Origin of the sequence: Bradyrhizobium australafricanum (genome assembly GCF_020329495.1) — a bacterium.
GTDB lineage: Bacteria > Pseudomonadota > Alphaproteobacteria > Rhizobiales > Xanthobacteraceae > Bradyrhizobium > Bradyrhizobium australafricanum.
Window position 1 is genome coordinate 58,729 of the sequence record NZ_JAGKJL010000003.1, and the last position, 17,777, is coordinate 76,505.

The 17,777-nt window shown below is 64.2% G+C and carries 17 protein-coding genes; 5 read left to right on the plus strand and 12 right to left on the minus strand.

All coding sequences use genetic code 11. The features are described 5' to 3' along the window. The first annotated feature begins 176 nt into the window (after positions 1–176). Positions 177–1,109 (plus strand): 2-dehydropantoate 2-reductase, encoded by a 933-nt coding sequence (locus J6525_RS03750; protein ID WP_225642152.1) that lies wholly within the window; start codon positions 177–179, stop codon positions 1,107–1,109. 12 nt (positions 1,110–1,121) lie between these two features. Here the strand turns inward: J6525_RS03750 and J6525_RS03755 are convergent, their stop codons facing one another. The 5 genes from J6525_RS03755 to J6525_RS03775 form a co-directional block, all read right to left on the minus strand. Then, positions 1,122–2,762, minus strand: coding sequence for a lysine--tRNA ligase (locus J6525_RS03755; protein WP_225642154.1), 1,641 nt, complete (start codon positions 2,760–2,762; stop codon positions 1,122–1,124). Between the two features lie 119 nt (positions 2,763–2,881). Further along, on the minus strand, positions 2,882–3,913 hold the full coding sequence (locus tag J6525_RS03760; protein WP_225642156.1) for an ABC transporter substrate-binding protein: 1,032 nt from the start codon (positions 3,911–3,913) through the stop codon (positions 2,882–2,884). Between the two features lie 91 nt (positions 3,914–4,004). Continuing rightward, on the minus strand, positions 4,005–4,595 hold the full coding sequence (locus tag J6525_RS03765; RefSeq protein ID WP_225642158.1) for an SCO family protein: 591 nt from the start codon (positions 4,593–4,595) through the stop codon (positions 4,005–4,007). Positions 4,596–4,613: 18 nt separating this feature from the next. Next, positions 4,614–4,748, minus strand: a complete 135-nt coding sequence (locus J6525_RS03770) for a hypothetical protein (RefSeq protein WP_276486903.1) — start codon at positions 4,746–4,748, stop codon at positions 4,614–4,616. Positions 4,749–4,957: 209 nt separating this feature from the next. Further along, positions 4,958–5,425, minus strand: coding sequence for a hypothetical protein (locus J6525_RS03775; protein WP_057016040.1), 468 nt, complete (start codon positions 5,423–5,425; stop codon positions 4,958–4,960). Between the two features lie 278 nt (positions 5,426–5,703). On the opposite strand from J6525_RS03775, the gene J6525_RS03780 reads away from it, so the two are divergent. Beyond that, the gene (locus J6525_RS03780) at positions 5,704–7,362 is read left to right on the plus strand and encodes an FAD-binding dehydrogenase (RefSeq protein WP_225642160.1); all 1,659 of its coding nucleotides are present in this window, start codon (positions 5,704–5,706) and stop codon (positions 7,360–7,362) included. A gap of 91 nt (positions 7,363–7,453) precedes the next feature. Here J6525_RS03780 and J6525_RS03785 read toward each other — a convergent pair whose 3' ends face one another. Both J6525_RS03785 and J6525_RS03790 read right to left on the minus strand, forming a co-directional pair. Next, complete coding sequence (locus tag J6525_RS03785; RefSeq protein WP_057016166.1) at positions 7,454–7,813, minus strand: hypothetical protein; 360 nt, start codon at positions 7,811–7,813, stop codon at positions 7,454–7,456. Positions 7,814–8,054: 241 nt separating this feature from the next. Further along, complete coding sequence (locus J6525_RS03790) at positions 8,055–8,402, minus strand: winged helix-turn-helix transcriptional regulator (RefSeq protein WP_225642162.1); 348 nt, start codon at positions 8,400–8,402, stop codon at positions 8,055–8,057. Positions 8,403–8,507: 105 nt separating this feature from the next. Here J6525_RS03790 and J6525_RS03795 point away from each other — a divergent pair, with 105 nt between their 5' ends. Continuing rightward, positions 8,508–9,989: a CDGSH iron-sulfur domain-containing protein gene (locus tag J6525_RS03795; protein ID WP_225642164.1), complete on the plus strand. Its 1,482-nt coding sequence runs from the start codon at positions 8,508–8,510 to the stop codon at positions 9,987–9,989. A gap of 135 nt (positions 9,990–10,124) precedes the next feature. Here the strand turns inward: J6525_RS03795 and J6525_RS03800 are convergent, their stop codons facing one another. From J6525_RS03800 to J6525_RS03810, 3 genes are all read right to left on the minus strand, one after another. Then, positions 10,125–10,580 (minus strand): VOC family protein, encoded by a 456-nt coding sequence (locus J6525_RS03800; protein WP_225642166.1) that lies wholly within the window; start codon positions 10,578–10,580, stop codon positions 10,125–10,127. Positions 10,581–10,697: 117 nt separating this feature from the next. Then, the gene (locus J6525_RS03805; RefSeq protein ID WP_225642175.1) at positions 10,698–12,461 is read right to left on the minus strand and encodes an MOSC and FAD-binding oxidoreductase domain-containing protein; all 1,764 of its coding nucleotides are present in this window, start codon (positions 12,459–12,461) and stop codon (positions 10,698–10,700) included. 35 nt (positions 12,462–12,496) lie between these two features. Further along, entirely contained in the window at positions 12,497–13,375 is an 879-nt protein-coding gene (locus J6525_RS03810; RefSeq protein ID WP_225642177.1) for a DUF427 domain-containing protein, read from the minus strand. A 447-nt stretch (positions 13,376–13,822) separates the two neighbouring features. Here J6525_RS03810 and J6525_RS03815 point away from each other — a divergent pair, with 447 nt between their 5' ends. Then, complete coding sequence (locus J6525_RS03815; protein ID WP_092085429.1) at positions 13,823–14,173, plus strand: RidA family protein; 351 nt, start codon at positions 13,823–13,825, stop codon at positions 14,171–14,173. Positions 14,174–14,249: 76 nt separating this feature from the next. Here J6525_RS03815 and J6525_RS03820 read toward each other — a convergent pair whose 3' ends face one another. Further along, positions 14,250–15,245, minus strand: a complete 996-nt coding sequence (locus J6525_RS03820; protein WP_225642583.1) for an alpha/beta fold hydrolase — start codon at positions 15,243–15,245, stop codon at positions 14,250–14,252. Between the two features lie 441 nt (positions 15,246–15,686). Next, positions 15,687–16,751, minus strand: coding sequence for an aromatic ring-hydroxylating dioxygenase subunit alpha (locus J6525_RS03825; protein WP_225642178.1), 1,065 nt, complete (start codon positions 16,749–16,751; stop codon positions 15,687–15,689). Positions 16,752–16,858: 107 nt separating this feature from the next. Here J6525_RS03825 and J6525_RS03830 point away from each other — a divergent pair, with 107 nt between their 5' ends. Beyond that, positions 16,859–17,767, plus strand: coding sequence for a LysR family transcriptional regulator (locus J6525_RS03830; protein ID WP_168857630.1), 909 nt, complete (start codon positions 16,859–16,861; stop codon positions 17,765–17,767). Positions 17,768–17,777 lie beyond the last annotated feature (10 nt).

Consider the following 17,777-nt stretch of genomic DNA (forward strand, 5'->3'; position numbering starts at 1 on the left):
TCCGGTGAAATTGCCGATGGCCTGCTATCCGAATTTTGCGGGCTTGGCGTCATTATGTGATGATGCGCTGCGAAGACGGCGGATCGGCGGCTTCGTTGGCTGCGGCGGAAAGCCACATGAGCGGCCTGCACTTTCCAACCCAACGCAACACACTCCGCAAAGCCCAGAGTTACGCCATGACAGGACCATCCGACCGCAAAACCATCGCCATCGTCGGCCTCGGCAGCATCGGCGGCATCATCACCGGCTTGCTGCGCGCGGTCGACAAGCATGACGTGATCGCCTGTGTCCGGCGGCCGCTCGATCGGCTCACGGTCGAGCGGGCGGAAGGCACGGTGGAAGTGCCGCTGCGCGCCCTCACCGATCCGGCGGCGGCTACGCCGGTCGACTGGGTGTTGTTGTCGACCAAGGCGCAGGACACGGAATCGAGCGCGCCCTGGCTGCAAAGGCTGTGCGGGCCGCGGACGCGCGTCGCGGTGCTGCAGAACGGCATCGGCCACGCCGAGCGGCTGGCGCCATTGGTCGGCGCCGCCACGGTCGTGCCGACCATCGTCTATTACAACGGCGAGCGGCTGGCACCGGATCGCGTCCGTTTCCGCCGCGCCGGCGAGCACGAATTTGCGGTTGCCGATGACGCCGACGGACGGACGTTCGAAGCTCTGCTGGATGGCACGGCGATGCGCGTGCGGCGCTCCGCCGATTTTACCACGCTGGCGTGGCGCAAGCTTCTGCTCAATGCGGTCGCCAACCCGATCACCGCGCTCACCTTGCAGCGGCAGGCGGTGTTCCGCCGCGCGGACGTCAAGGCGTTGTGCCGCGCCATCCTCGAGGAGGCCGCGAATGTCGGCCGCGCCGACGGCGCACAGCTCGCGCCCGACGAGGCCGAGCTGATGCTGGCGACGTTGTTGACCTATCCGCCGGACGCCGGCACCTCGATGTATTTCGATCGTGTCGCGGGACGCCCGTTCGAAGCCGACGCTCTCACCGGCGCGATCGTCGCGGCCGGCGAACGGCACGGCGTGCCGACGCCGCTCAACGGCCTGCTGCTGACGCTGTTGCGCGCCACCAGCGACGGCCTGCGCGACGCGGCGCAGGCCGAGCGGCGATGAGCGGCGCGATCCCTACGACGACCGCGCCAGCGCGCCGTCGATCATGTTGACCGCGTTCTGCACGCCGTAGACCGCGACGAAGGAGCCGAACCGCGGGCCCTTCTCCTGGCCGAGCAGCACCTGGTAGAGCATGTTGAACCAGTCGAGCGAGACGCCGGGACGGCCGTCCTTGCCCTTCTTGACCATGTCGAGGAACGGCTCGCGGCGGCCGATCTCATAGACCACGTTCTGGATGTCTTCCGCGGTCGCGTCCGCCGGCATGTTGGCGAGCGCATCGCGCAGATCCTGCAGCGCGGCGCGCTCTCCGTCGGTCGGCTCGCGGAACTGCTTGGTCGGCGCCACGAAGTCGCGATAGTAGTTGATGGCGTAGCCGACCATCGCATCTAACTTCGGATGGGTCTGCGGCGTCACGCCCGGACGATAACGGCCGATGAAACCCCACAGCGTCTCGGCATTCTCCGCGTTCGACGACGACACCAGCGTCAGCAGCAGCTGGAAGGTGACCGGCATGTCGGCCCGCGGCGGCATGCCGGAATGGATGTGCCAGACCGGATTCTGCAGCTGCTGCCGCGCTTCCTGCCGCGTGAAGCCGTCGAGGAATTGCTGGTAGTCGTCGACATTGCGCGGGATGACGTCGAAATAGAGCCGCTTCGCCGCCTTGGGCTCGCGATACATGAACAGCGACAGCGATTCCGGCGAGGCATAACGCAGCCACTCGTCGATCGTCAGGCCGTTGCCCTTCGACTTCGAGATCTTCTGGCCCTTCTCGTCGAGGAACAGTTCGTAGTTGAAACCTTCCGGCGGCGTGCCGCCGAGCGCCGAGCAGATCTTGCCCGACAGCTTCACCGAGTCGATCAGGTCCTTGCCGGCCATTTCATAGTCGACACCGAGGGCGTACCAGCGCATCGCCCAGTCCGGCTTCCATTGCAGCTTGCAGCGGCCGCCGGTGACGGGAACCGTGACGCTCTCCTTGGTATCGGGATCCTCGTAGGAGATCGTGCCGGCTTTGGCGTCGTGCGCCGTCACCGGCACGTAGAGCACGAGGCCGGTGCGCGGGCAGATCGGCAGGAACGGCGAGTAGCTCGCCGCACGCTCCTCGCGCAGCGACGGCAGCATGATCGCCATCACCTTCTCGATCCGCTCCAGCATGCGCAGCAGCGCGGCGTCGAAGCGGCCGGAGGTGTAGTACTCGGTCGAGCTCGCGAACTCGTAGTCGAAGCCGAACTGGTCGAGAAAGGCGCGCAGCCGCGCATTGTTGTGCTGGCCGAAGCTCGGATGGGTGCCGAACGGATCGGGCACCTTGGTCAGCGGCTTGCCGAGATGCTGCTCCAGCAGCTCCTTGTTCGGCACGTTGTCCGGCACCTTGCGCAGGCCGTCCATGTCGTCGGAGAAGGCGAGCAGGCGCGTCTTGATCTTGTCTTCGGTGAGCACGCGGAAGGCGTGGCGCACCATCGTGGTGCGCGCGACCTCGCCGAACGTGCCGATATGCGGCAGGCCCGACGGACCGTAACCGGTCTCGAACAGCACCTCGTCCTTCGGATTTTTCTTCAGCCGCGCCACAATCGCTTTCGCCTGCTCGAACGGCCAGGCGTTGGATTGTTCGGCGAGCGCCCGCAGGTCGCTCGGGCTGGCAGAAGGATCAATCACGGACATTCCTCAGGTTCTCTCCAAAAAGGCGGCGAAAACTAACGCTTTCGCGGCAAAATGCAAAACGACGGGAAGTTTGTCGTCATTCCGGGGCGATGCGCAGCATCGAACCCGGAATGACGAACTCAGAACGGGCTGACCGAGAAATAGCGCAGCCACAGATCGGTGAAGCGGCCTTTTTCCCAGATCCGGAACAGCGCCCAGTTCAGCGACTGCCGGAGCAGGTCGTTGCCCTTGCGCACCGCGATGCCGACGCCCTCGCCGAAATAACGGCTCTCGACAAAGGGGCCGCCGGCAAAGGCGCAGCATTCGGCGGAATCGGTGCCGTTGATCCAGAACGCGAGCGAGATCGCATCGCCGAAGATGAAGTCGACCTCGCCGCGGCGCAGCGCCGCGCGCAGCGTGTCGTTATCCGGATAGGAATGGATCTCGGCGTCGGTGAACATCGCCTTGAGGTAGGCCTCGTGCGAGGTCCCGGCGATGACGCCGACCTTCTTGCCCTCGAGATATTCCGGGCGGATTTCCGGCATCGCGTTGTCACGGCGCGACACGAAGCGGGCCGGCGCGCGGTAATAGGGATCGGTGAAATCGACCTTGGCGCGCAGCTGCGGCGTCACGGCCATCGACGCGATGATGGCGTCGCCCCGGTTGGTCGCCAGGGCATCGATCAGGGTCTCGAAGCGGCGCATCTGGATGGTGCAGGTGACCTTGATCTCGTCGCAGAGCGCGCGCGCCAGGTCGACGTTGAAGCCCGCCGGATTGCCGTCGGGACCGGTGAAATTGAACGGCGGATAGTCGGTCTCGGTCAGGAAGCGGATCACGGTGAGGCGCGACAGGTCCGGGCGATCCGGCCGGCGCCGCGGGTCCCAGAAACCCGGCACCGCCTGCGGCGCGGCCTCGGCGGCGGCCTTGGGCGGCAGGGTCGGGGCCGGCGGGGCGGCGGCGGCCGGTGGTGTTGCGGGCGCCGTTTGCGCAGGGGCCGCCTTGGTGGGCGGAGCCGGAGCAGGAGCCGTCTTGGCTGCCGGCGCCTGTGCGGGGGGTGTCTGTGCAATTGCAGGGTGCGCCAAGGTCAGCAGCAAGGCAGCCGCCAGCATGCCCGCGGCCAGGCGAAGCTGGCGCGAACGGACGGCAAAGGGCTGGGCGGACAGATCTGGCATAACCGGCAATTTCAGGAAATTGAACGGCTTATAGCCGAATCGGCGCCTGAAGCGAGCGCCGATTGGGTTAATTCTGAACCGGAAATGGCGATCAGAGATACCGTTTGAGATCGGCCGCCGCCTCTTCCGGCGTCCGTTTCAGATTGAACGGCGCGACGAAATGGCCGTCGCGGTCCATCAGATAGATCAGCGCGGTGTGGTCCATCGTGTAGTCGCCATCCTTCAGCGGCACTTTCTTGGCGTAGACACGATAGCTCGACAGCACCTTGGCGATCGCGGCGGGATCGCCGGTCAAGCCCTTGAGGTGCGGATCGAAGCTCGACAGGTAATCCTTCATCGCGGTGGCGGTGTCGCGTTCCGGATCGACCGAGACGAAATAGGCATTCACGCGATCGGCGTCCTTGCCCATCGCCTTCAGGACCTCCGAGATCTCGAACAGCGAGGTCGGGCAGATGTCCGGGCAATGGGTGAATCCGAAGAAAATCAGGGTCGGCTTGCCCTGAAGGTTCTTGTCGGTAATGGTCTGGCCCGACTGGTCGGTGAGCTGGAACGATCCGCCGATCGCGGCCGGCGCGGCAACGGTGCGCAAGCCGCCGATCGCCCACAGCATGAGGAACAGGCCGACCGCCAGACTGCCCGCGAAGGCAGCGAAGATCACCAATGGGCGCGTGGTCCGGGGCATGATGCGAGAGCGTCCTTGTCAGAAGCAGGCGGAGATGCCGGCCGTGATCATTTCGAAAAACACCGCGGTCCCGTAGTGGAACCAGAGCGCGGCGGCGGCAAGCAGGGCCAATCCGCCGATGCCGGCCGCGCCCCACAGGATCGCAGACGCCACCCGGGTCTGCGGAGCCGTTACAAGCTCGGATCGGGTGGAGATCGGCTGAACCATGAGGTTGAGATAAGCCCGGTTCCGGCAGGCAGCAAGCGCAATGGCGGCCGCAGGCCGTCAAATGATGGCGAGCTATTCCGATGCCTGCTCGTCCATCCCCCGGCGTATGACCAGGCCAATGGCCGACAAAGGTCAAACAGAGAAGCAACCTGAGCTTAGTGCGCGGGCTTCGGCGCCGAGGCCTGGGCGTTGAGGTAGCACGGCTTGTACAGCGCCTGCAGTTGCTTGCCGCGCAGGAAGATCATGCGCCGGGTCAGGCCACCACGCCCCGAAATCCATCTGCGTACCGCCGGCGGATACATCAGGTACAGCATATGGGTGGCTTCGGGATTGGGGACCGGGCGGCCGTTATCGCCGTAGTCCCAGGCTGCGTGGAAGCCGAGGCTGGCGTGCGAGGTCACGCAAATCCGGTCGTGAGGAACCTTGCCGAGCACGATCGTGCAGGCCGAGGCACACAGCCCGTCGATGATTACCGTCTCGCCCGAAGTCCGCAGGTCCTGATACCTGTCGACATAGACGCCGATCTTGCCGCCGCGATCGTCGGCGATCCTGACTACGGCTTGAGACACCCCCATTCCCGCCAGCAGGAGAACCGCAGCGAGCAACCCCGTCATCAACTTCATTTTGGCCAGCCCCAGTCGAAACCGAATCTGTTTGGTCTGTGATGCAAGACAATCGTGAGCGTGTTGCGCGCGCGGATTTTTGTCCAGACGAGCGAAGCCGGTCAAAACAAATTCAAATTGGGTGTTGCGCGCACGCTGCAGTGGGACTGGGGAAAGGTCCCAAACTGGAACAGCGCGGCGCACATGCTTGGTGCTTCGCCGCCACAGGCAAGGTCCATTTGGCGTTGACCGCACGCAATGAGGCGGTCTTGAATCTCGGCGGGACGGGGGACCTGAACATGGCTGACGATGCAGATGTGATCGTGATTGGCGCGGGGCTTGCCGGTCTCGTGGCCGCAACCGAGATCGCCGACGCAGGCAAGCGCGTCATCGTGCTCGACCAGGAAGGGGAACAAAGCATCGGCGGCCAGGCCTTCTGGTCGTTTGGCGGCCTGTTCCTGGTCGATTCGCCGGAGCAGCGCCGGCTCGGCATCAAGGATTCGGTCGAGCTCGCGCTGCAGGACTGGATGGGCACCGCCGGTTTCGATCGCGAGGAGGATTACTGGCCGCGCAAATGGGCCGAGGCCTATGTCGCATTCGCGGCGGGCGAGAAACGCGATTGGCTGCGCGCGATGGGCCATCGCATCTTCCCGGTGGTCGGCTGGGCCGAGCGCGGCGGTTACGACGCGATGGGCCATGGCAATTCGGTGCCGCGCTTCCACGTCACCTGGGGCACCGGCCCCGGCATCGTCGAGCCGTTCGAGCGCCGCGCGCGCGAGGCCGCGAAAAGCGGACGGCTGATATTCAAGTTCCGCCACCGCGTCGATGCGCTCAGTGTCACCAACGGTGTGGTCGACGGCGTCAGCGGCGCGATCCTGGAACCGAGCTCAGTCGAGCGCGGCAAGAGTTCCTCGCGCAACGTCGTCGGCGATTTTTCCTTCCGTGCACCAGCGGTGATCGTCGCGTCCGGCGGCATCGGCGGCAACCATGATCTGGTGCGGCAGAACTGGCCGAAGCGGCTCGGCGAGCCGCCCAAGTTCATGATCTCCGGCGTGCCCGAACATGTCGACGGCCGCATGATCGGGATCACCGAGGCGGCGGGCGGGCGGCTGATCAACCGCGACCGCATGTGGCACTATGTCGAGGGCATCCGGAACTGGAACCCGATCTGGCCGCGTCACGGCATCCGGATCCTGCCGGGACCGTCGTCGCTGTGGTTCGACGCGACGGGCAAGCGGCTGCCGGCGCCGCTGTTCCCGGGCTCCGACACGCTCGGGCAACTGCATTACATCATGGGCACCGGCTACGATTATTCGTGGTTCATCCTGACCCAGAGCATCATCAAGAAGGAGTTCGCGCTGTCCGGCTCCGAGCAGAACCCCGACCTCACCGGCAAGAGCTGGCGCATGACGATCAAGCGCGCCACCAACAAGGGCGCGCCGGCGCCGGTGGAGGCGTTCAAGCAGCACGGCGCCGACTTCATCGTGCGCGACAATCTCGCCGAACTCGTCGATGCCATGAACAAGCTCGCAGGCAACGACCTGTTGCAGCTCGACGCCATCAAGGCGCAGGTCGAGGCGCGCGACCGCGAGATCACCAACCCCTACGTCAAGGATGCGCAGGTGATGAACCTGCACAATGCGCGGCGCTATATCGGCGACAAATTGATCCGCACCGCCAAGCCGCACCGCATCCTCGATCCCGAGCACGGCCCGCTGATCGCGGTGAAGCTCAACATCCTCACCCGCAAGACGCTCGGCGGCTTCGAGACCGATCTCGATTCGCGCGTATTCGGCAACGATCACCAGATCATCCGCGGCCTCTACGCGGCCGGCGAAGCCGCCGGCTTCGGCGGCGGCGGCGTGCACGGCTATCGCTCGCTGGAAGGCACGTTCCTCGGCGGCTGCCTGTTCTCGGGCCGCAACGCGGGACGTGCGGCGGCGAAGGCGGTGAACTGAGGCGTGCTACTCCGAGACGCAGTCGTTGGCCCGCCGGCGTGAACCGGCGGGCTGTTCTTGTTGAGCGGAAGTTCCCCGAGCCGTGTTGCGATCAGGCGGTCTTGGTGAAAAGCGTCAGGATGCCGTTGGTGAGATTGACCGCGACAACTTGTGCCGAGCTGAGGCCCTTCGCCTTCAGCGCGGATACCGCTTCTTCAGACGCGTCGATGGAACCGCGAAGGTTCCGCAGGTCGTCTTCGCTTGCCTTTGCGACGACAGCCTCGACCTTCGACCGGGCGTCGGGCTTGAGTTCCTTGATGTCCACGACCTGTATGCTCCGGATGGCATTGGGCTGGTCAGATTGAGCCTGCGGCATCGCCTTCGGTTGCGTTCCCTGTACCTGCGCCCAGGCAGGTGTTCCGAGCGAGAGCGCCGCAACGATGACGGACGCCGTAGAGATGCGGATGCGCATGACTATTCCTTGCGTTGATTACCCCCAACATCCCGCGACAACGGGCTTTCCTTGCTTAAGGTTCCGCCGGAAATCCGCTCTCTGGACTAGTGATTATGCGACCGTCGCCGGGAGCGCTGCCAAAATATCGAAAACAACCCCATGCAAAGTAGCCGGCGGTGGCCGGCGTTCGACCAAGCAACTTGACACGTCGGGCAATTCAGACATATTCTTCTAATATTCCGAAATTGCGCATCTTGCTCTAGTCCGCCTCCGCGCCGAGGAAGCGGACGCCGAACGTGTCGGCGTTGGCCTCGCCCCAATCGTAGAGTGCCTGCAGCATCGGCTCCAGCATCTCGCCGCGCTTGGTCAGGCAATAGCGCGAGGAGCCGCCGCCGCGCTCCTGCCTGACGAAGCCTGAATTGCAGAGATCGCGCAGGCGCTCGGTCAACACCTTGTCGCTGAGCTGCGGGATATCGTGGCGCAATTCGCCATAGCGCATCGGCCGGACCTTGAGCCGGCTCAGGATCACCGTCTTCCATTTGCCGCTGAGCTGATCGATCGAGAACTCGACCGGGCAACCATATTTGCGCTTGGTCTTGCGGATCATTGCAACTCTCCCGCGGCACTTTCCATCTGGTTCGTTGAGAGCCGCCATCGATCCATCTAAGCACGCATTGCACGGCTTGGGCGAGTTCAGGGATCATTGCAAGGCATGACAGACGACAATTCCGCCCAGGATCCAAGCGACAAGCAACAGCCGCACAAGCGCATCGTCGTCAGACGCAACGGGCCCTACGAACCCGACCCCGACATTCCGATCGTCGATCATCTCGGTGTACCGATCGCAGCCGCGGCGCCAGTGCGGCTCTGCCGCTGCGGACAATCGCAGACCAAGCCGTTCTGCGACGACAGCCACCTCGCGCGCGGTTTCACCGACGCCAGGGATACGCGGCGCGTAGCGGACAAGCTCGACGTCTATGCCGGGCAGCAGGCGTTCGTGTTCGACAATCGCGGCACCTGCGCCCATTCCGGCTTCTGCACCGACCGGCTCACCTCCGTGTTTCGTCTCGACGAAGAGCCGTTCATTGCGCCGAGCGGCGCACGCTTGGACGATCTCATCAACGCGGTGCGCAGGTGCCCGTCGGGGGCACTCGGCATCGGCATTGGCCCGGAGCGTGACGCCAGCCTGTCCGATATCAACCGGCCGCCGCAGATCGAAGTGTCGAAGGACGGGCCCTATCGCGTCACCGGCGATGTCGAACTGGTCGATGAGGATGGCGCGCCGATCACGCAGAACGCGGGCGCGTCGCAAGAGCATGTCAGCCTGTGCCGCTGCGGCGGGTCGCTGAACAAGCCGTTTTGCAGCGGCATGCATTGGAACGTCGCGTTTCGCGATCCCGTTCCCGATCCGATGCGCGAGCCGACGCTATTCGAATGGGCCGGCGGCTATCCGGCGCTGCTCGACATGACGCGCATCTTCTACAGCCGTTACGTGCCGGAAGATCCGCTGCTTGGCCCACTGTTCGCCGAGATGTCGCCGGACCACCCCGAACGGGTGGCGGCGTGGCTCAGCGAGGTGTTCGGCGGCCCGCGCTTCTACACCGAGCGCTATGGCGGCTATCGGCGGATGGTGTCGCAGCACATCGGCAAGGAGATCCGGCCGGAGCAGCGCGCATTGTGGGCGACCTACATGGTGCAGAGCGCCGACGATGCCGGCTTGCCGACCGATCCGGAATTCCGCGCCGCCTTCGTCGCCTATATCGAATGGGGCTCGCGGATCGCGGTAGAGAATTCGGGCGCCGGCGCAGCACCGCCGCCGAACATGCCGGTGCCGCGATGGTGGTGGGTCTGCAACGCAACGCCGGCCGCGCGGCCGTCCGCAACCGCGAGCGATGCGCAGGCCGCGAGCGATGACATCGAGGCACCGCCCGGTCCAGACGAGACCGTGCAGTTCGAGCAGCACATCCGGCCGCTGTTCAGGCCGATGGATCGCAACTCGATGCTGTTCGCCTTCGATCTCTGGAAGGAGGCGGATGTGGCCAGGCACGGTCAACAAATCCTGGCACGGCTCGAGGCCGGGACCATGCCCTGCGACGGCGCCTGGCCAACCGAGCGAGTGGCGCTGTTCGCCCGCTGGGCGAATGGGCAGAAGACGGTAACCTACGGCCGTGGACCCATAATTCGGCCAGGCTGACGGCTCGCGAGAGTCCGTTATGCCCCAGTAGCGATCAAACTCCGCATCGAAAAATGACGCGATGGGCCAGAAGCGGTCAACCCAGTGCTTCTACGACGCCGCGCACGGCCAGCGTCGCAAAGCGTCCACAACACGTCACAGATTGCGGTAACCTCGTTCCTGCAGCGCCCAGCTGTTGCCGTCCGGGTCCAAGAAATCGGCGAAGCTGGCGTAATCCCTGCGCGTGGGGTCGAGCCCGGTTGCGAAACCTCCGTCCCAGGCATCGATGGGTGTTTTGTGCCGGGCCTCACTGACTTTGACCCCACGTTCGAGCAGGCGGCTCCGCATAGCTTCAAGGTCGGTCACGACAAGATAGACATTGCGAACTGATCCGACGGGCGCGTCGGCGAGTCCGCGACGGATCTGTATCGAGCAGCTCGAGCCCGGCGGAGTGAGCTGCACGACGCGGAACGCGTCATTCGGCGAATAGTCGACGTCAAGCGTGAAGCCGACCTGGTCGACATAGAACCGCAGTGCTCGCTCGACATCGCTCACCGGCAACGTAATCACCTCAATTGAGAGCTTCTCGGCCGCTTTGCTGGTTGTGTTCATCGCGCCGCGACTCCTCTTTGGTCTGATGTTCGCCGCCCTGATCTTCCACTCTCGGCGGGTTCCTCTTCCAAGTAACCGTGGCGGTCCCTCGGGTCGGAAATCGAAATCCGGCCAGGATTATAAGTCGATCACGACGTCACGAACCGGTTGTGAGCAGCAAACGAGAAGGTTGCCGTCGGCGGGCTTCTCGAGTGGCTGGGGTCCATAGGCAACCTCGCCCGAAACCAAACCGCTCTCACAGTTGTGACAAACACCGGTCCGGCACGACCAACGGACCGGGACGTCGCAAGCCTCGGCCAGTTCCAAAATGCTCTGGTAGGCTGACGCCTTCCAGTGTGCGGCAATGCCACTTCGCGCGAACGATACCAGCGGACCGGTGTTGGCATCGTCCCTGGGCAGATGTGGAGTTCGCGAGGCTGCGCCGACGACACCAGGAGTCATCGACTCGCTGCCGTTGAAGATTTCGACATGCATCCGCTCCGGCGCCACGTCCAAGGCTGCGAGCGCCTCTTTCATGTCCGCCATGAAGCGAGTCGGCCCGCAGAGGTAGACATCCGCCTCTCGCGGGATGCCGACCTTGTCGAAGACCGATCGCGACAGGTGACCGGTAGCATCGAAATCCTCGCCCATTTTGTCGCGCGAGCCTGGCCGGCTGTAACAGACATAGCTGCGGCCACGGGTGAGTGCGGGCATGAGTCGGCGGACTTCGGCGGCAAATGGATGGTGCTGCCGGTCGCGAGCCGTGTGCAGCCACAAGACCTGACGCGTCGAGCGGGCCGCCGCCAGCGCATACAGCATCGCCAGCACAGGCGTCGCCCCGATTCCCGCGCTGAGCAACACCACGGGCCGCTCTCCCGACTGCAAAATGAAGCTTCCCCGCGGAGAGCTGACGTCGAGAACATCGCCCATGCGGACGTGCTCCCTCAGGTAGGTTCCAGCCGCCCCGTCCGGCTCGACCTTCACGCTGATCCGGTAGCGCTCCGTCGAGAGGGGACCCGAGAGCGAGTAGCTGCGAAAGAGTGGCGGGCCGCCACCAATCCGTCGAAGACGCAAGACGACGTATTGACCGGGCAGAGCCATCTTCAGCGGCTGACCGTCCGGATCTCGCATCGACAGGGAGAGGACGTCCGCGGACTCCTGATCGATCGCGGCCACCGCGAGCGGCTGAAATCCTGGTGCAACCGGATGCGCAGCCGCTGCCGGCGCGAGCCCTGCGTTGCCGCTTCCCGCGCCAGTCGTCTGATTCTGCAGTAACGCCTCAAACGATGCGCGCCATCCGGGCGAAAGCGCCTCGATCCGCAAGGCGCGCTCCAATCGATCGCGTGGATGATTGGGCGAATAGAGAAGCGCGTTGATCTCTGCGACAGTTATTCGTTCCTTCGCCTCTCCCACCTTCACGATTTCGTCGCCGGCGCCTACTTCGCCTTCCTGCAGGACGCGGAAGTAAAACCCCGGACGGCCGCTGGCTGTCAGCAATGCCGGCATCCGCGGTTCATTCATCCGAATGCTGACCCGATAGCAGGTCACGCGAGGCTGAGTGACCTCGAACAGTGCACTGCCGATTTGATAACGATCACCGATGCAAACGGCATCGTCGGGTAATCCCTCAATCGTGAAGTTCTCGCCGAACTGTCCATGGACGAGGTCGGTTCTCTTCAGCTGCTCCTGCCAGTAGCGATACGATTCGATCTGGTAGACGAAGACGGCTCGCTGCTCACCCCCGTGCCCGCTCAGGTCGCCTTGACCGTCTCCATCCAGATTCAACCGGCCGACCCGACAGCGGCCACGCACGGAATTTTTCCAGATCCCGGTGTGTACCGTGCGGCCCTTCCATTCGATATCACGCGGAAGTCCGACGTTCACCGACAGCAGTCGCGCCATGTCCCACTCCACTTTGATAGGACTGAAGGTGTTTCCTAGCCGCCGCCACCTGTCTCATGGACCACCTCGGAGAGGTCGATGTTGCGATCTGGGCCGTGCGCAACCACCGTCTGGCCCGGCTCGAGATGGAGCTGGGTGCCATCGAGATGGACCGAGACGATATCCGGTTCGAATGACACCAGATTGGAGATGCGGCGGACCTCGGGATAGGCGTCAGGGTACCACCATGCCGCCAGACGCGCCTCATCGATGGAGTAGTAGCTGCAGAGCCCTTTGTATGGGCAGAAGGTCTGGAGTTTCACGGGAGTGAGGGCGGACTCATCGATGTCGGCGCGTGGAACGTACCAGCGCGGCGCGAAGCCGGACTCGTAAAGGACGAGCGGCCGCTTGGTATCGGCGATGATCCGGTCACCATGGCGGACCAAGAGGTTACGGGAGGCTTGGCGAATATCGATGCGGTGGTAGGGGTCAGCCGCATGGCCCACGATTCGCTCGTCTTCTTCGTAGAAAGCGTCCATAGCCCGCCAGGCGAACGCAACGCGTGCCTGCAGTTCGCTCGCATGGGGAGGAAGGCTGGTGTGCTGCCATGCCCCTCGCGGTGCGACGTGCTGCTCGTCGGCCCGGACGCTGTACCAGGACGTGAGCCCGAGATCGGCGTGTTGGGTGGTATGCTCGCTGCGTTCAAGGACGCGTGGGGAAATGTCGGTCTCCGGGAAGTAGGCGACCGGATAGCGGCCCGGTTCGAAGAGCAGGAGGGCATTCTCGCTATCGGCGATCCAGATCCCCCCGAAGCGAACGCGCATACGCCGGCGCAACCGCTCGACGTACAACAGTCTCTTGGGCAGCGGGTCGGGCACGAGGAACCGGCCGATTGCTCCCGTTGAGAGCGGACCTTGTTGCCAGGACAGTCCCATGGTCTCCCCCATGGGTTCGATGTTCGAGCCCGCCAGCAATCTCCGAACGCAGATCCGGCAGCAAGGTTCCTCGACAGGCGTTCGTCAAATTCGCATCAATCCGAATTTGGTTGCGCGCAAATGGAGTCCACGCCCTGAAGCAGGATGTGTTTTGGTTAAATCTGCTTGCCGCGATTTCGGTTTACCTCTCCCCGGCGGGGAGAGGTAAACCTTCGGCGCCGTTCCAGCTGAACCTAATCTCATCACGCTTTGGACCGCGATTTCCATGAGGTGCGCGCTGCAAAATGCGCAGTGGCGGCGGTCGCCGTGACGCGCTAGAGGTCTGGTTCTGATCAAATCAGAACCAAACCTCTCAATCTCTTGTTTTGACGCGTTTTCTTCACGCGAACCGGTAGCCACTTCGCTTGAAAACGCTATAGACATGCCCGCCATTCAGTGGAGACCCAAATGAGCATTCAGCGTTTCGAAACCGGCCCGCGCATGAGCCAGGCCGTCGTGCACGGCAACACCGTCTATCTGGCCGGCGTCGTCGCCGGCAAGGCCGCGGGCGGCAGCGTCACCGACCAGACCAGGGACATCCTGTCGATCATCGACGGCCACCTCGCCAAGGCCGGCACCGACAAGTCGAAGCTGCTCAGTGCGACGATCTACATCACCGACATGAAAACGTTCCCGGAAATGAACGCGGTGTGGGACGGCTGGGTCTCCCAGGGCAACACCCCGGCCCGCGCCACCGTCGAGGCCAAGCTGGCGGCGCCGCAGTACAATGTCGAAATCATGGTCGTCGCGGCGAAATAGACGCGACGCACGTCATCCAACGGATACCGGATGCCCCGGATCGCAAAGCGCAATTCGGGGCATTTTCATCTTGCACTCACGCGCTGATCCGCGCTCGCTCGCCGGCAGCCTCACCGAGATCGGACTGAAGCCAGCGGGCAATCCGGTGCCATGAGCCGGCGAGAGCCTTGCAGCCCATGAACAGTCCGAGATGACCACACGGCTCGGTATGGCATTGCAGCCACGCGGGCGGCGTGGCCAAGAGCCGCGCTGTCGCAAATGCCTGGTCGGGCGGAACAACGATGTCGTTCTCTGCGGCGAGCACGAAGACGGGCTGCTTCACGGCAGCGAGATCGATCTTGCAGCCAAGCGCGAGGAAGTCTCCAGCCGCGATCCGGTTCTGGCGAAAGATCCAGTCGGTCACTTCGAGGTAGTAGGTGCCCGGCAGATCGAGCGTCTCATCGTTCCAGCGCGTGAAGCGATCGAGCAACGCCCGCGCATCCTCCGAATTGCGGTCGAGCCGCCTCTGCAGCGCGGCTTCCGCGTCACGCATGGTGAACGGGATGCTCCAGGCCTGCAGCATGTGCTTGCCGCTGATGATCCCATCCCCCTGGCGGACCAGCGCCTCGAAGCCTTGCGGTGGAAGCGAGGCGACCATCCGGGAAAGCTCCGACGGCACCGAGACGTCGACCGGGCTGCCGGCAAGGACAAGCCGCCGTACCTTGCCGGGAAAGCGCGCCGCATAGAGCAACGACAGCCAGCCGCCCTGACAGAGACCTGCAAGGTCGACCGGCGGCCCGATCGTGTCGACGGCCACGTTGAGATCGGACAGAAAGGTGTCGATCGAGAAATATCGCATCTCCGGTGCCGCCGAGCGCCAATCCGTGAGATAGAGACGCGCAACGCCAGCCTTCTGCAACGCCTCCATCAGGCTATGGCCGGGGGCGAGATCCGCAATCTGCGCGCGATGCAGCGCATAGGGCGCGCAGACCAGCAGCGGCCGGCCTTCGGCCGCTCTCGAGAAATCCAGCAGGCACATCGACGGCAGCTGAAGCGCGAGCGAATGGGCTGTCGTCCAGGGCAGCGCCGCCACTTCGCCCGGCGAATCCGTGGGCTCGGGCGCACGACTGGGGTACCACTGCGAGTAGATGTCCAGCGCCAATCGCGCGGCTTCAAACGGCCATAGCCAGGCGTCCTGCGCCCAGCCGCTGCTCGCACTTCGATCCGATCGATCCGTCTTTTCGGGCAAGCTCATTCACCGATTGATCGCTACCGGGATGGTCTGGCCAACGCGGGTCACCTTCACGCCGACAAATTCAGGCCCGGATCAGTTTACGCCAAACCGGCTGGAGCGGCAGCCACGCCGGGATGTCACGATCTCGCGACCCCGGCGCGGCTTGCTGCCAAGCAGCAAAAGCCGTCGTTTCAACGGACTAAGGCGCGATGAGATTGGGTTGAATCATCATCGCGCTTTAGCTCCTTGTTTGAGCATGATCTTTTCGGAAAACCGCTCCACACTTTTCCGGATCATGCTCTAGGCGGCGCGCGCCGTGCCCTTCTCCGCCTCGAGCTTGCGCGCGAACAGCCAGCGGAAATAGGTCAGCGGGGCATCAGCGCCGATCGCGAGCAGCTGATAGTCCGGATCGGCGTCGAACACGCGCTGCTGCGCCTCGATGATATCCTTGTCCTCGTTGAACCCTTCCTCGAGGCTGTGCCGCAGCGACAGTGCGATGTTCGGGTTGTCGATGTCGAAATCGTGCAGGTAATTCCAGAAGAAGTGCGTGGTCGAGCGCGTCTCCGGCGTCATGAACTGCGCGTTGCGATACGACCGCGTGCCCGGAACCTGGACGCCCTTCTCGACGCCCTGCCCCGCCGGCGCAAACGTGGTGTCGAGCGTGAAGATGCCGGGCACGATCATGCGGCCGATATTGCGGCGGTCGATCTTGTCGGTTTTGTTCGAGATCACCTTCTTGTGGTAGGGCGGCGGCTCGGCGGCCATGTGCCAGCGCTCGACACGGAAGCCGTCGTCCAGCTTCTCGATCGCGACCGGCTTGGTCTTGTAGGCGTATTCCTCGGAGCCGCCGAGCGTGTTGGTGTGCACGAAGGCAAGATGCGCGAAGTCGCTGAGATTGTCGACGATCAGGAGCCAGTTGGCCTTGTAGTGCATGTAACCCGGCAGGCCGCGCCACTTGGGATCCTCGAGCGGCGGATATTCGAGGATCAGTTTCGGATCGGCCTTCTCCGGATCGCCGGTCCAGATGAAGATCATGTTGTAGCGCTCGACCACGGGATAGCTGCGCACGCCGAGCTTGGCAGGGATCGCGTCCTGGCCCGGGATCTGGATGCACTTGCCGTCGGCCGCGAACTTCATGCCGTGATACATGCACCTGATGTCGTCGCCCTCGACGCGCCCCATCGAGAGCGGCGCGGCGCGATGGCAGCAGCGGTCGTCCAGCGCGACGACTTTGCCGCTCGACCCGCGATAGAGCACGATCGGCCGTTCCAGGATGGTGCGCGCGACCATCTTGCCGTCGATCAGTTCGTGATTCCACGCCGCCACGTACCAGGTGTTGCGCAGGAAAATTCCGTCGTCAGCCATCTCACCCTCCCGATGCAAGATTTGGTTGCGACGAGGTTAGGTGATTGCGGTCACCGGGATAATCCGATTTGGCTGGACACACTGTACCGGTGGATGGACAATCGGCCATGGAGTGGCGCGACTGGGAGCTGTTTTGCGAGGTTGTCGAGCATGGCGGCTTCACCGCGGCTGCGCGCGTGCTCGGCCATCCCAAATCGAGCCTCAGTGCTGCGGTGCAGCGTCTCGAAGCCAATCTCGGGCTGCGGCTGATCGAGCGCACCACCCGGCACCTGCGGCTGACCGATTCCGGCGAGACCATCTATCGCAAGGTTCGCCCGCTGTTCGCCGCGCTGCACGACACCCACAGCGAGGCGCTGGCGATGTCGAGCGCGGTCGCCGGCACGCTGCGGATCAAGGCGCCTTATGAATTCGGCGCGCATCATGCGGGACCGGTCGCCTGCGCGGTGATGGGCCGCTATCCCGAACTCGCGATCCGGATCGATGTCGAGCATGACATCGTCAACCCGATCGCCGAGAACTACGACATCGTGTTTGCGATGCTGGAGACGCCGCTGCCGTCGGCCGGCATCGTGATCCGCCGCGTCTTCACGCTCGAGCGCGGCCTGTTCGCAGCCCCCGCGCTGCTGGAGAAATTCGGCGAGCCGCGCACGCTGGATGATCTGCGAAAGCTGCCGCTGCTGACCGGCCCCAGCGATCCGCCATGGGCGATCACCGCTCCCGGCGGCGCGGTCGAGCATCTCGCGGTCGATCGCGCACGCCTGACCAGCTCGAATGCCCATGTCCGGCTGCAGGCGGCGCTCGCGGGCCATGGCGTGCTGCGGGTCACCGCCAGCTACACCCGCGCCGCCGTCGCGGCCGGCCAGTTGCGGCGGCTGCTGCCCGATCATGTTTGCGAGCCGCTCAACGTGCACGCGCTGTTGCCGGCGCGGCAATTTGTCCCGGCGAAGGTGCGCTGCTTCCTCGATGCGATGGAGGCGCATGCGCGCGGGGATCCGGAGGCCTATATCAGGCCGTAGCGGTCTTTTT